The 13,998-nt window shown below is 67.3% G+C and carries 12 protein-coding genes; 8 read left to right on the plus strand and 4 right to left on the minus strand.

The genetic code is table 11. From position 1 onward, the window contains the following. The first annotated feature begins 23 nt into the window (after nucleotides 1–23). The gene (locus H6844_13920) at nucleotides 24–1,181 is read left to right on the plus strand and encodes an acyl-CoA dehydrogenase family protein (GenBank protein MCB9930498.1); all 1,158 of its coding nucleotides are present in this window, start codon (nucleotides 24–26) and stop codon (nucleotides 1,179–1,181) included. A gap of 189 nt (nucleotides 1,182–1,370) precedes the next feature. Here H6844_13920 and H6844_13925 read toward each other — a convergent pair whose 3' ends face one another. Together H6844_13925 and H6844_13930 are read right to left on the minus strand one after the other, a co-directional pair. Beyond that, complete coding sequence (locus H6844_13925; GenBank protein MCB9930499.1) at nucleotides 1,371–2,237, minus strand: prephenate dehydratase; 867 nt, start codon at nucleotides 2,235–2,237, stop codon at nucleotides 1,371–1,373. Continuing rightward, complete coding sequence (locus tag H6844_13930; protein MCB9930500.1) at nucleotides 2,234–2,968, minus strand: 3-deoxy-manno-octulosonate cytidylyltransferase; 735 nt, start codon at nucleotides 2,966–2,968, stop codon at nucleotides 2,234–2,236. Before H6844_13930 ends, H6844_13925 begins: the two co-directional genes overlap by 4 nt. Before the next feature lie 220 nt (nucleotides 2,969–3,188). Here H6844_13930 and H6844_13935 point away from each other — a divergent pair, with 220 nt between their 5' ends. The 7 genes from H6844_13935 to H6844_13965 all read left to right on the plus strand — a co-directional run bounded on the left by H6844_13935 (nucleotide 3,189) and on the right by H6844_13965 (nucleotide 11,517). After that, complete coding sequence (locus tag H6844_13935) at nucleotides 3,189–3,818, plus strand: cytochrome c family protein (protein ID MCB9930501.1); 630 nt, start codon at nucleotides 3,189–3,191, stop codon at nucleotides 3,816–3,818. A gap of 24 nt (nucleotides 3,819–3,842) precedes the next feature. After that, nucleotides 3,843–4,628 carry a histidinol-phosphatase gene (gene hisN / locus H6844_13940; protein MCB9930502.1) on the plus strand — a complete coding sequence of 262 codons (786 nt, stop codon included), beginning with the start codon at nucleotides 3,843–3,845 and terminating at the stop codon, nucleotides 4,626–4,628. Nucleotides 4,629–4,708: 80 nt separating this feature from the next. Then, nucleotides 4,709–5,524 (plus strand): N-acyl homoserine lactonase family protein, encoded by an 816-nt coding sequence (locus tag H6844_13945; protein ID MCB9930503.1) that lies wholly within the window; start codon nucleotides 4,709–4,711, stop codon nucleotides 5,522–5,524. 76 nt (nucleotides 5,525–5,600) lie between these two features. Continuing rightward, nucleotides 5,601–7,532: an ABC transporter substrate-binding protein gene (locus H6844_13950; protein MCB9930504.1), complete on the plus strand. Its 1,932-nt coding sequence runs from the start codon at nucleotides 5,601–5,603 to the stop codon at nucleotides 7,530–7,532. Beyond that, nucleotides 7,532–8,653 (plus strand): microcin C ABC transporter permease YejB, encoded by a 1,122-nt coding sequence (gene yejB, locus H6844_13955; GenBank protein MCB9930505.1) that lies wholly within the window; start codon nucleotides 7,532–7,534, stop codon nucleotides 8,651–8,653. Before H6844_13950 ends, yejB begins: the two co-directional genes overlap by 1 nt. A 205-nt stretch (nucleotides 8,654–8,858) precedes the next feature. Then, nucleotides 8,859–9,884 (plus strand): ABC transporter permease, encoded by a 1,026-nt coding sequence (locus tag H6844_13960; GenBank protein ID MCB9930506.1) that lies wholly within the window; start codon nucleotides 8,859–8,861, stop codon nucleotides 9,882–9,884. Between the two features lie 4 nt (nucleotides 9,885–9,888). Further along, nucleotides 9,889–11,517: an ABC transporter ATP-binding protein gene (locus H6844_13965; protein ID MCB9930507.1), complete on the plus strand. Its 1,629-nt coding sequence runs from the start codon at nucleotides 9,889–9,891 to the stop codon at nucleotides 11,515–11,517. Between the two features lie 114 nt (nucleotides 11,518–11,631). Here the strand turns inward: H6844_13965 and H6844_13970 are convergent, their stop codons facing one another. Together H6844_13970 and arsB are read right to left on the minus strand one after the other, a co-directional pair. Beyond that, nucleotides 11,632–12,870: an LLM class flavin-dependent oxidoreductase gene (locus H6844_13970; protein ID MCB9930508.1), complete on the minus strand. Its 1,239-nt coding sequence runs from the start codon at nucleotides 12,868–12,870 to the stop codon at nucleotides 11,632–11,634. Between the two features lie 85 nt (nucleotides 12,871–12,955). After that, complete coding sequence (gene arsB, locus H6844_13975) at nucleotides 12,956–13,972, minus strand: ACR3 family arsenite efflux transporter (GenBank protein MCB9930509.1); 1,017 nt, start codon at nucleotides 13,970–13,972, stop codon at nucleotides 12,956–12,958. Nucleotides 13,973–13,998 lie beyond the last annotated feature (26 nt).

Consider the following 13,998-nt stretch of genomic DNA (forward strand, 5'->3'; position numbering starts at 1 on the left):
CCCGCCCGACCGGACCGCCGCCCATGCTCCTCCAGCTTTCCGACGAACAACGCCAGCTGCAAACCATGCTTCGCCGCCTCGCCAACGAGCGGGTGGCGCCACGGGCGGCGGAGATCGACCGCACGGCGGACTACCCGCAGGACATGTTCGACCTGCTGAAGGAGCTGGGCCTGTTCGCCCTGCCCATCGACCCCGCCTATGGCGGCACCGGCAGCCTGGTCTCCGCCTGCCTGGCGGTCGAGGAGTTGGGGCGCGTCTGCTACAACACCGCCTATCTGCTGGTGGTGCAGTGGAGCGCCTTCGGCGGCATCCAGTCGGCCGGCACGGAAGAGCAGAAAAAGCGATTGCTGCCGGGACTCGCCGACGGAAGCATCCGCGCCTCGATCAGCGTGACCGAGGCGCAATCGGGCAGCGACGTCGCCGGCATCCTGACCCGCGCCGACCGGGCCGAAGGCGGCTACACGCTTTACGGCTCCAAGGTCTATTGCACCAATTCCACCGTCGCCGACGTGTTCGTCGTCGCCGCCAAGACCGACCCGAGCAAGCGCCATGGCGGCATCAGCGCCTTCATCCTGGAGCGCGACACGCCCGGCTTCACCATCGGCAAGCCGGAGAACAAGCTGGGCGCCCGCGGCATCCCCTCCTGCCCGCTCTATTTCGACGGCGCCTTCGTGCCGGAAAGCGCGCGCCTGGGCGCGGAGGGTGCAGGCTTCCGGGCGGTGATGGACGCCTTCAACCACGGCCGGCCGATCATGGGCGCGCGCGGCGTCGGCCTCGCCCAGGGCGCGATGGAACTGGCCGCGAAATTCGTCGAGGAGCGCCAGGCCTTCGGCCAGAAAGTGGCGGCCTTCCAGGGCGTGCAGTGGATGATCGCCGACATGGCGATCCAGATCGAGGCCGCGCGCGGGCTGGTCTACCGGGCCGCCTCGCTGGCGGACCGGGGCGTGGTCGGCAAGGAGTTGGCGATGGCGGCGGCCATGGCCAAATGCTTCGCCACCGACACGGCGATGAAGGTGGCGACGGACGCGGTGCAGCTTTGGGGCTCGGCCGGCATCAGCAAGGACAATCCGGTCGAGCGCTATTTCCGCGACGCCAAGGTGTTGCAGATCATCGAGGGCACGAACCAGATCCAGCGCAACCTGATCGGCCGCTGGGCGCTGGAAGCCGCCAACGCCACCTGAGCGCCGCGGCGCCTAGCGCGGAGTCTGTTCCCGCTGGCCTACCACCCCATCTCCCCTGTCCTCGCGGAAGCGGGGACCCATGCCTGAGAGGCAAATACAGAGTCGGTATCCTGTGAGAAGCGCTCAGGCATGGGCTCCCGCTTGCGCGGGAGATGGGGCAGGAGCGTGGCTCAACCAGCGCCGCGGCGCCTAGAAGCCCTGTTCCTTGCGGAACGGATGGGCCGGATAGACGCCCAGGATCCGCACCTCGCGGCTGTAGAATTCCAGCTCTTCCAGTGCGTTGCGCAGTGACGCCTCGTCCGGGTGGCCTTCCACGTCGGCATAGAACTGGGTCGCGGTGAACTCGCCCTCGACCATATAGCTTTCCAGCTTGGTCATGTTCACGCCGTTGGTGGCGAAACCGCCCAGCGCCTTGTACAGCGCCGCCGGCACGTTGCGCACGCGGAAGATGAAGGTGGTGATCACCCGCCCGCCGCCATTGGCCGACGGCGGCGGCGGCCGCACCGGGTCGCGCGACAGCACGATGAAGCGCGTGGTGTTGTGGCTCGCGTCCTCGATATCCCGTTCCAGGATTTCCAGCCCGTAAATGTCCGCCGCCAGAGAGGACGCCACCGCGGCTTCCTCGATATTCCGCGACTGCGCCAGGTCGGCCGCGGCGCCGGCGGTGTCCGCATGGACGATCGCCTCCAACCCCAGGCGCTTGAAGGCGTTGCGGCACTGGCCCAGCGCATGCACGTGACTGCGCACGCGCTTGATCGTCTTCAGCGAGGCGCCCTTCGGCGCCAGCAACTGATGGCGCACCCGCTGGAAATGCTCGCCGACGATGTGCAGGCCCGTCCCCGGCAGCAGGTGGTGGATGTCGGCCACGCGCCCGGCCAGCGAATTCTCGATCGGGATCATGCCGAGCGCCGCCCGCCCGGTCTCCACCGCGCCGAACGCGCCCTCGAACGAGCCGCAGGGCAAGGTGGTCCAGTCGGGATAGGCCGTGCGGCAGGCGAGGTCGGAATAGGCGCCGGGAGCGCCCTGGAACGCAATGATTCGGGACGGATCGGTCATCGGGCTTCGTCGGTTGAGGGGCGGGCCGCATACCATGCGCGGGCCCGTTCAAGATCGGCCGGAGTGTCGACCCCGAGAGGAACCGTGTCAACGATGGCAATGTTGATGGGCATCCCGTCTTCCAGGGCGCGCAGCTGTTCCAGGCGTTCGCGCTGCTCCAGCAGGCCGGGCGGCAGGCTCACGAACCGCTCCAGCGCGGCCCGGCGATACACATACAGGCCGATATGGTGATAGAGCGGCCCATCGCCGGTCGGCGCCGTCGCGCGGGTGAAATACAGCGCACGGCGGTTGGCGCCGAACACGGCCTTGACGACATTCGGGTTGGTGCGCTCTTCCTCGCGCACGATCTCCGCCACCGGCGTGGCGATGGCCGCATCGTCCAGCGCCGCCAGCGTCGCGGCGATGGTCTGCGGGTCCAGGGTCGGCAGGTCGCCCTGGACATTGACCACCGTGTCATAGACCCGGGTGGGGTCGACCCGGCGCAAGGCCTGCATGATCCGGTCGGACCCGCTCGGCAGGTCCGGATCGGTCAGCACCGCATCGCCGCCGGCGGCGACCACCGCGTCGACAATCGCCTGTTCGGCCGCGGCCACGATCACCGGCCCGACCTTGGCCGCCTGGGCGCGCTCCACCACGCGGACGATCATCGGCTTGCCGCCAATGTCCGCCAGCGGCTTGTCCGGCAGGCGGGTGGAGGCAAGGCGGGCGGGAATCATCACGATCGAACGCATGGCGGCTGGCCCTTCTGTCGGCGTGGCGGACGGGTCATCATAGCCGATTCCGCTTGCCCCCGATTTGCTTCCCGGGCAAGAGGGCGTGGAGCCTCAGGCCGGCGCGCACGTCAACAGTGGCGTTGAGCCGCATTTGCCCGCAACGGGTTCGGCGGTAGCCGTTTCCGTATGCTAGTCTTGCTGCCCGTGCGATGCCGATAGTCCGAGAAAGGCCCGTTTCATGAACTCGATGGAAGTCAACAAGATCGCAGCCGCGATCCTCACCGCAGGGGTGGTGGCGATGCTGCTGGGCTTCGTCGCGAAGCTGATCATCCCCGTGCCGGGCGCGCACGGCGGCCATGACGGCCCGAACCTGTTTGCCGATCTCGCACCGACCGAGCACAAGGAAGCCGCCAAGCCCGCCGGCCCCGAGCCGATTGCCGCCCTTCTGGCGACGGCGACGGTCGAGGATGGCGAGAAGGTCGCCAAGAAATGCGCCTCCTGCCACACGTTCGAGCCGGGCGGCCCGAACAAGGTCGGCCCGAATCTGGCCGGTGTCGTCGGTGCGCCGCACGCCCATCACAAGGACTTCGCCTATTCGGCCGTCATGCAGGACATGAAGGGCACCTGGACCTATGACGCCCTGAACCATTTCCTGTACAAGCCGAAGGACTACGCGCCGGGCACCAAGATGTCGTTCCCGGGCCTGAAGGACGCGAAGGACCGGGCCGCCGTGATCACCTATCTGCGCTCGTTCACCGACAACCCGCCGCCGCTGCCCGATCCGGCCGCTGCCGCCAGCGAAGGCGACGCCAAGCCGGCCGAGGGCGAGGCCAAGCCCGCCGAGGGCGCCGCGCCGCAAAAGCACTAGGCGTTCGGAACGCGGGCCATCGCCATGCAGACCGTCCCGCGCGAACTGATCGACCTGGCACAACGGGCGGCTCAACTGAGCCGCCCGATTTTGCGCCGGTATTTCCGCGCCCGGCTGGACGTGGTCCGCAAGGGCGACGAATCGCCCGTGACCCGGGCCGACCGCGAGGCCGAAGCCGCGATCCGCAGCCTGCTGGCGCGCGAGGTGCCGGACCACGGCCTGATCGGCGAGGAGCACGGCAGCGAACGCGCGGACGCCGATTATGTCTGGGTGGTCGATCCGCTGGATGGCACCCGCGCCTTCGTCGTCGGCAAGCCCACCTTCGGCACCCTGATCGCGCTGGCCCACAAGGGCCGCCCGATCCTCGGCCTGATCGACATGCCGATGCTGGACGAACAATGGATCGGCGCCGCCGGCCACCGCACCACCTGGAACGGTGAACCCGCGGAAACGCGGGCGTGCGAACGCCTCGCCGATGCCTGGATCAACACCACCACCCCGGAAATGTTCCAGGGCGCCCAAATGCAGGGCTTCGAGCGCGTGCGGGACGCTTCGGCCGGGTGCAATTACGGCGGCGACTGCTATGGCTACGGCCTGGTGGCCAGCGGCTTTGTCGACCTGACCATCGAGGCCAGCATGCAAACCTACGACTTCATGGCCCTGGTGCCGGTGGTCGAGGGCGCCGGCGGCCGCATCACCGACTGGTCCGGCAAGCCGCTCGGCCTGGATGGCGACGGCACCGTCCTCGCCGCCGGCGACGCCCGCGTGCATGCGGAAGCGGTGGCCCTGCTGACGCGGGATCGGGCCTGAAGCCCTCCCGCCCTTTGCAGCCCCGCGGTGGCGGGCTAAGCTGCCGCCCCGCCTCCGGATAGCGCGAGCGAGCAACGCCCATGACCGCCCCCACCGCCGCCCCCACCTACGAGATTTTTGCCGTCAAATACGGCGAGCGGGTCGGCACCCGTGGCGCGATTTTCATCGGCGGCGACCCGCACGATGCGCCGCTGGCGATGGACTATTATGTCTGGGCGATCCGCAATGGCGAACGCACCGTGATCGTCGACACCGGCTTCTCGCGCGACGAGGGCGAGCGCCGCGGCCGCATCATGACCCAGAGCCCCGACGAAGGGCTCAGGCGGGTCGGGATCGAGCCGAACGACGTCCAGGACGTCATCATCAGCCACATGCATTACGACCATGCCGGCAATCTCGACCTGTTCCCCAACGCCCGCTTCCACCTGCAAACCGCCGAGATGGCGTTCGCGACCGGCCGCGGCATCACCTTCGGCGTCCTCGGCCATTCCTTCACCAAGGAGGATGCGCTGGCGACGCTGCGCGCCACCTTCGCCTACCGGGTGCAGTATTACAGCGGCGATGCGGAGATCGCCCCCGGCATTGCCGTCCATTTCATCGGCGGCCATGCCGCCGGCCTACAATGCGTCAGCGTTCAGACCGAGCGCGGCCGGGTGATTCTCGCCGCTGACGCCGCGCACTATTACGAGAGCTTCCTGGAGGAACCCTCCTTCACCACGCACGTGCACATGAGCGGCATGCTGGAGGGCTATCGCACGCTGCGCCGGCTGGCGCCGTCGGACGCGCATATCGTGCCCGGCCACGACCCGCTGGTGCTGCGCCGCTACCCCGCCGCGGCGCCCGGCCTGGACGGGATCGCCGTGCGCGTCGACCGCCCGGAACAAGCGGACGCATAGACCCGTTGCCGCCAGCGTGTGACATGTGCGGTCCCAGGGCTGGCATCCCGGCCCGACTCTCCCCACTATCAAGCCCATGATCCAGCAGGGTAACGGCCTCCTCCGATCCATCCTCCTCCCGGTGCTGGCAGCCCTGCTGCTGGCCACCGCCCCGGCGCGCGCCGAGAGTCCGGCCGCCGCCGACAGCGCCATCGCTGCCCGCGCAGAGGCGGACAGAGAGGCGGACAAGGGCCAGGAGATCATCCACTCGCACGCCATCGCCATGCACGGCGCGCCGAAATACCGGGCGGACTTCCGGCATTTCGCCTATGTGAACCCGGATGCACCGAAGGGCGGCTTCGTCAAACAGGCGGTGACCGGCACGTTCGACAGCTTCAACCCCTTCATCCCCAAGGGCAATCCGGCCGCCCACAGCACGGCGGGCCTGGAAACCCTGATGACCGCCAGCGCCGACGAGCCCTTCACCCGCTACGGCCTGATCGCCGAATCGGTCACCTATCCCAAGGACCGCTCGTGGATCACCTTCCACCTGCGCCCGGAGGCCCGCTGGCACGACGGCCTGCCCATCACCGCCGACGACGTGGTGTTCTCCTTCAACATCCTGATGAAGGAGGGCCAACCCTTTTATCGCTTCTATTATCGCGACGTCGCCTCGGTCACCGCTGACGACCCGCACACGGTCACCTATCGCTTCAAGACCAACAAGAACCCGGAACTGGCCCTGATCGTCGGCGAGTTGCCGGTGCTGCCGAAGCATTACTGGCAAGGCCGCGACTTCTCCAAGACGACGCTGGAGCCGCCGCTCGGCTCCGGCCCCTACAAGATCGTGGCGTTCGAGCCCGGTCGCTACACCGTGGTCGAGCGGGTGAAGGACTATTGGGGCCGCGACCTGCCGGTGAACCGCGGCCAGGACAATTTCGACCGCATGCGCCACGATTATTACCGCGACCAGACCGTGATCCGCGAGGCGATCAAGGCCGGTGACATCGACTATTACACCGAGAACCAGGCCAAGGCCTGGGCGCAGGATTTCAACATCGAGGCGGTGCGCAAGGGCTGGCTGAAGAAAGAGGAAATCCACCACAACCGCCCGGCCGGCATGCAGGCCTTCGTCATGAATCTGCGCCGGCCGGTGTTCCAGAATATCGCCGTGCGCGAGGCGCTGGCCTACGCCTTCGATTTCGAATGGTCGAACAAGAACCTGTTTTTCGGCCAGTACGAGCGCAGCAACAGCTTCTTCTCCAACTCCGAGCTTGCCGCCAAGGGCATGCCGTCGCCCGAGGAACTGAAAATCCTGGAGCCGTTCCGCAGCCGGCTCGCGCCGGAAGTGTTCGGCCCGGCGGATACGCCCCCCACCACCGACGGCTCCGGCTGGCCGCGCGACAATCTCCGCAAGGCGTTCAAGCTGCTGTTCCAGGCCGGCTATGAGGTGCGCGACCTGAAAATGGTGAACAAGGCCACCGGCGAGCCCTTGCGGTTCGAAATGCTGCTGCGCGCGGGCGGCAGCGCCTTCCGCCGCATCGTGTTGCCGATGCAGCGCAATCTCGCCCGTCTCGGCATCACCATGACCATTCGCGAGGTCGACGATGCGCAATACATCAACCGCATCCGCGCCCGCGATTTCGACATGATCGTCGGTGGCTGGGGCCAGAGCGACTCGCCCGGCAACGAACAGCGCGCCATGTGGAGCAGCGAGGCCGCCGACCTGCCGTCCTCCCGCAACTATGCCGGCCTGAAAGACCCGGTGGTCGACGCGCTGGTCGAGGAAATCATCACCGCGCCCGACCGCGAAAGCCTGGTCAACCGGACCCGCGCGCTGGACCGGGTGCTGCGCTCGCACCATTTCGTGATCCCGAACTGGTACCTGTCGGTGGACCGCATCCTCTACTGGGACAAGTTCTCCCGACCCCGGGTCACCCCCGACAGCGGCACCAGCCTCAGCTACTGGTGGTGGGACGAGGCCAAGGCGGAGCGCCTGGCCGCCGAACGCGGAAAGACGACCAACTGATGCTGGCCTATATCATCCGCCGTCTGTTGCTGATGATCCCGACCCTGCTCGGCATCATGGCGATCAACTTCCTGATCATCCAGCTCGCCCCCGGCGGGCCGGTGGAGCAGGTGATCGCCCAGCTTTCCGGCCAGGGCACCGGCGCCATCCAGCGCGTCACCCAGTCCGGCAGCGAGTTCGTGCCCGGCGCCGGCGGCGAGGGCGGCCCGCAAGGCGGCGCGTCGACCAGCCCTGGCAACACCTATCGCGGCGCCCAGGGCCTGGACCCCGAATTCATCAAGGACCTGGAGCGCCAGTTCGGCTTCGACAAGCCGCTGGGCGAGCGTTTCCTGATGATGATGGGCTCCTACCTCACCTTCGACTTCGGCAAGAGCTTCTTCCGCGACCAGTCCGTAGTCGATCTGGTGCTGGAGAAAATGCCGGTCTCGATCTCGCTCGGCCTCTGGACGACGCTCTTGACCTATCTGATCTGCCTGCCGCTCGGCATTGCCAAGGCGGTGCGGGACGGCTCGCGCTTCGATGTCTGGACCAGCGGTCTCATCATCGTCGGCAACGCCATTCCCAGCTTCGGCTTCGCCATCCTGCTGCTGGTGCTGTTCGCCGGCGGCAACTATTTCGACTGGTTCCCGCTGCGCGGCCTGACCTCGCCCGGCTTCGACCAGATGAGCCTGCTGGAGCAGATCGGCGACTATTTCTGGCACATGACGCTGCCGCTCGCCGCCATGATGATCGGCGCGTTCGCGACGCTGACCCTGCTGACCAAGAACAGCTTTCTCGACCAGATCTCGCAGCAATACGTCATCACCGCCCGCGCCAAGGGCCTGACCGAGCGGCAGGTGCTGTGGGGCCATGTGTTCCGCAACGGCATGCTGATCGTCATCGCCGGCTTCCCCGGCGCCTTCGTCGGCATCCTGTTCGGCTCGGCCGTGTTCATCGAAACCATCTTTTCGCTGGACGGCCTCGGCCTGCTGGGCCTGGAGTCGGCGCTGAACCGGGATTATCCGGTCATGTTCGCGACCCTCTACGTCTTCACCCTGCTGGGGCTGGTCATGGGGCTGGTCGGCGACCTGATGTACATGATCGTCGACCCCCGCATCGACTTCGAAGCGAGAGGAGCCTAGCGCATGGGTGCAACGCCCCTTTTCCCCCTCCTCCCCCGTCCCCGACCCGATCGGGGACCCATGCCTGAGCGCTTCTCACAGGGTTCGGATCCTGTGGGGAACTCTCAGGCATGGCCCCCGGATCAAGTCCGGGGAGGCGGCCGGTGGATCATGAAACAACGGCGGGCACCCTCGCACGTGCCGGAACTGGACGGGTAGCCGCACCATGGCCCTCTCCCCTCTCACCCAACGCCGTATCGCCAATTTCAAGGCCAACCGCCGGGGCTTTTGGGCGCTCTGGCTGTTCCTGATCCTGTTCGGCCTGTCGCTGTTCGCGGAGTTCCTGGCGAACGACAAGCCCTTCCTGGTCTGGTACGACGGCGGCGTCTACATGCCGATTTTCCAGGGCTATCCGGAGACGACGTTCGGCGGCGAATTCCCGACGGAGGCCGACTACCGCGACCCCTATGTGAAAGAGAAGATCGGCGAAAAAGGGTGGATGCTCTGGCCGGTGATCCCGTTCAGCTACGACACCGTCGCCTGGGACCTGCCGGAGCCCGCGCCCTCGCCACCGGATGGCACCCACTGGCTCGGCACCGACGACCAGGCGCGGGACGTGATGGCCGGCCTGGTCTACGGCTTCCGCATCTCCGTGATTTTCGGCGTGACCCTGACGGTGCTGAGCGCGCTGGTCGGCGTGTCGGCCGGCGCGCTGCAGGGCTTTTACGGCGGCTGGTTCGACCTGCTGTTCCAGCGCTTTATCGAGATCTGGTCCGGCCTGCCGACGCTCTACATCCTCATCATTATGGCCAGCGTCATCGTCCCCGGCTTCTTCACCATCCTGACCCTGCTGCTGCTGTTCGGCTGGATCGGCTTTGTCGGCGTGGTGCGGGCGGAGTTCCTGCGCGCCCGCAATTTCGACTATGTCCGCGCCGCGCGGGCGCTGGGGGTGCGCGATCTGGTGATCATCTTCCGCCATGTGCTGCCGAACGCCATGGTCGCGACCCTGACCTTCCTGCCGTTCTCGCTTCTGGGCGGCATCACCAGCCTGACCGGCCTCGACTATCTGGGCTTCGGCCTGCCGCCGGGCTCGCCCTCGCTCGGCGCGCTGCTGGCCCAGGGCAAGGCCAACCTGCAAGCGCCCTGGCTCGGCCTCACCGGCTTTTTCACCATCGCCGTGCTGCTGTCGCTCCTGGTGTTCGTCGGCGAGGCGGTGCGCGACGCCTTCGACCCGCGCAAGACGGGGCTCTGAGCCGATGACCGAACCCCTGCTCCAGGTCCGCGACCTGGCCGTCGACTTCCGCGCCGGCGGCCATGTGAACCACGCGGTGCGCGGCATCTCGTTCGACGTTGCCAAGGGCGAGACCCTGGCGCTGGTCGGCGAGAGCGGCTCCGGCAAGTCGGTCACCGCGCTCTCGATCCTGCAACTTCTCTCCTACCCGCCGGCGAGCCATCCCTCCGGCTCGATCCTGTTCGAGGGGCGGGAGATGGTGGGCGCCGACAAGCGCACGCTGCGCGACATCCGCGGCAACCGCATCGCCATGATCTTCCAGGAGCCGATGACGGCCCTGAACCCGCTGCACACGGTCTACAAGCAGATCGGCGAAGTCTTGCGCGTGCACAAGGGCCTCTCGCCGGAGCGCACCCGCGCGCGCGTGCTGGAACTGCTGCACCTGGTCGGCATTCCCGACCCCGAAACCCGCCTTTCCAGCTATCCGCACCAGCTTTCCGGCGGCCAGCGCCAGCGCGTGATGATCGCCATGGCGCTGGCGAACGAGCCGGACCTGCTGATCGCGGACGAGCCCACCACCGCCGTCGACGTCACCATTCAGGCGCAAATCCTGGAACTGCTGGAGGACCTACGCCAGCGCCTGGGCATGGCGTTGCTGCTGATCACCCACGACCTCGGCATCGTCCGCAAGGTGGCCGACCGGGTGGCGGTCATGACCCAGGGCGAGATCGTCGAGCACGGCACCACCGAGGCGATCTTCGAAGCCCCGCAACACCCCTACACCCGCCACCTGCTGGCGGCCGAGCCCAAGGGCCGGCCGGACCCGGCCGACCCGGATGCGCCGGTGGTGATCCAGGGCCGGGACGTGCGGGTCTGGTTCCCGATCAAGCGCGGCGTGCTGCGGCGCACCGTCGGCCATATCAAGGCGGTGGACGGTATCTCGCTGACCGTGCGCGAGGGCCACACGCTCGGCGTCGTCGGCGAGAGCGGCAGCGGCAAGACCACGCTCGGCCTGGGCCTGATCCGGCTGGAGCGCGCGGAGGGCAGCCTCACCTTCCGCGGCCAGGATTTGCGCCAGCCCCAGGGCCGGGAGTTGCGGGCGCTGCGCAAGGAACTCCAGATCGTCTTTCAGGACCCGTACGGCTCGCTTTCGCCGCGGCTCACCATCCGCCAGATCGTCGGCGAGGGGCTCCGGGTGCACCGGCTCGCCGATACCGAGGCCGAGGCGAACCGGCTGATCGAGTCGACGCTCGCCGAGGTGGGGCTGGAGCCCTCCATGGCCGACCGCTATCCGCACGAATTCTCCGGCGGCCAGCGCCAGCGCATCGCCATCGCCCGGGCGATGGTGTTGAAGCCCCGGTTCATGGTGCTGGACGAACCCACCAGCGCGCTCGACATGTCGGTGCAGGCGCAGATCGTCGACCTGCTGCGCGACCTGCAACGACGCCACAAACTCGCCTACATGTTCATCAGCCACGACCTGAAAGTGGTGCGCGCGCTCGCCCACGACCTGATCGTGATGAAGGATGGCAAGGTGGTGGAACAGGGGCCGGCCGACGCCATTTTCGACGCCCCTCAAGAACCGTACACCCGCGCCCTGCTGGCCGCGGCGTTCGAAATCCGCGTCGCGGAAGCGGAGGCGGTCAGCACCTGAGGCAGCGAGGCCGGTTCGCCCGGCGGCTCGGAACTGGCGGAAAAGCGGCATTGGCGCCGCTGCCGTTGGCCAGGGCGAACGGCAGCGGCGCCAATCCGAAGATCGGCCGGCGCCTCAGTCGTCGCCGCCGGCCGCGGCGGCTTCCTTGGCGGCCATCTGGGCCTTGAGCTGTTCCGGGGTCAGGCGGACGATGTCCTCGTTCTGGTGGCTGTAAATGTCGTAGGGCTGGGTGTCCAACTCCTCCAGCACGATCTCGCCGGCCAGCACCGCGCGCTTCCACTCGGCGTGCGCGGCTTCCTCGCCGTGGAATTCCGGCATGACCTCTTCGGCGAACATTTTCAGCGAGGCACAGATGTCTTCATGGCTGGTCTTGCCGGCCTGGTTCAGCAGGATCACCTGGTCCACATGCGCGTCCTGGAACATGCGCAGCTTGCGGCGGATCGTGTCCGGCGAGCCGATCAGCGCGCCCTCGAACGCCTTCTGCGCCTTCTCCGAATGGCGCCAGTCCTGGAACTTGTCCCAGAGATTGACGGTGCCGGGCGCGGCAATACCCTCGCGGCCGTAATGCGACAGGGCGAAGATGAAGAAGGTCCAGCCGCTGGCCTTCTCATAGGCTTCCTCGTCCGTCTCCGCACACATGAAGCCCGAGACCATGGCGATGTTCGGGTTGGTCTGGTACTCGGTCAGCTTGTGCTGGTTGTGCAGCAGGTTGTTGTAATACTTGTGCACCCAGGCCTCCGCCGCATCCGGCGAGACGAAGGTGAAGCCCAGCGCACCCATGCCCCACTGGCCGGCCTGGCCGATGGTCTGGATGTTGGAGCAGGCAACCCAGAGCGGCGGGTGCGGCTTCTGCACCGGCTTCGGCACCACATTGCGCGCCGGGAAGTCGTAGAACTGGCCGTGCCATTCCCAATCGGTCTTGGTGAACATGGGAATGGTGCACTTGACGGCTTCTTCCCAGCGGTCGCGCTTGGAGCGGACCTGAATGCCGAACGGGTGCAGTTCCGCCGGGCCGGCGCCCTCGCCCATGCCGAACTCGACCCGGCCGCGCGACAGCAGGTCGAGGGTGGACACCTTCTCCGCCACCCGGTGCGGCTGGTTCGTGGTCAGCTGGATGATGCCGTAGCCAAGGCGGATATTCTTGGTGCGCTGGCTGGCGGCGCCGAGGAACACTTCCGGGCTGGCGGAATGGGAGTATTCCTCCAGGAAGTGATGCTCCACCTCCCACGCGTAGTCATAGCCAAGCTGATCGGCCAATTCGATCTGGGCCAGGGAGTCGTGCATCAGTTGCAGTTCCGCGTCCTCGGTCCAGGGCCGGGGCAACTGATGCTCGTAGAAAATGCCGAATTTCATGGGGCGGGCTCCTTCTTCGCGGCCGCTGCGGAGGCAGGGACCGGCGCGTGTCGAAGCCCTATACTAAAGACCTAGGCGGCGATCCCTACGGGAAAAACTGCCGCGTCCGGTTGGCGAAGGCGACCAGCGACAGCATGACCGGCACCTCCACCAGCACGCCGACCACGGTGGCGAGCGCGGCGCCCGAATGCAGGCCGAACAGCGAGATGGCGACCGCCACCGCCAGCTCGAAAAAGTTCGAGGTGCCGATCAGGGCGCAGGGAGCGGCCACGTTGAACGGCACCCGCCAGGCCCAGGCCGCCGCGTAGGCGATGGCGAAAATGCCATAGGACTGGATCAGCAGCGGCACCGCGATCAGCGCGATCAGGACGGGTTTCTCCACAATCACCTGGCCCTGAAAGCCGAACAGCAGCACGACGGTGGCGAGCAGGCCCAGCACGGAAAACGGCTTCACCCGGCCGGTGAAGGCATCGACGGCGCCCTGCCCGCCCTTGCGCATCAGGCTCGCCCGCACGATGGCGCCCGCGGCCAGCGGAATCACGACATAGAGCGCGACCGAGATCAGCAGCGTCTCCCATGGCACGGCGATGTCGGTGACGCCCAGCAGCAGGGCGACGATGGGCGCAAACGCGAACACCATGACCAGATCGTTCACGCTCACCTGAACCAGCGTGTAGGTCGGGTCGCCCTTGGTGAGTTGCGACCAGACGAACACCATGGCGGTGCAAGGGGCGGCGCCCAGCAGGATCAGGCCGGCAATGTATTCCTGCGCCGTCTGCGGGTCGATCATGTCGGCGAACACCACCTCGAAGAACAGCACGCCCAGGCCGGCCATGGTGAAGGGCTTGATCACCCAGTTGACGACGAGCGTGATCACCAGCCCTTTCGGCCGGTCGCCGATATGGCTGAGGCTCGCGAAGTCCACATTGACCATCATCGGGAAGATCATGGCCCAGATCAGGACGGCGACGACCAGATTGACCGAGGCGACCTCCAACCCGGCCAGCACGCCGAACAGGCCCGGCAGCGCCGACCCCAGCAGGATGCCGGCGCCGATGCAAAGCGCGATCCAGAGGGACAGCCAGCGCTCGAACACACCGATCCCGGCGGGCGCATCGGTGCGGGCGG

It is taken from the genome of Alphaproteobacteria bacterium (assembly GCA_020638555.1).
Classification (GTDB): Bacteria; Pseudomonadota; Alphaproteobacteria; order Bin95; family Bin95; genus JACKII01.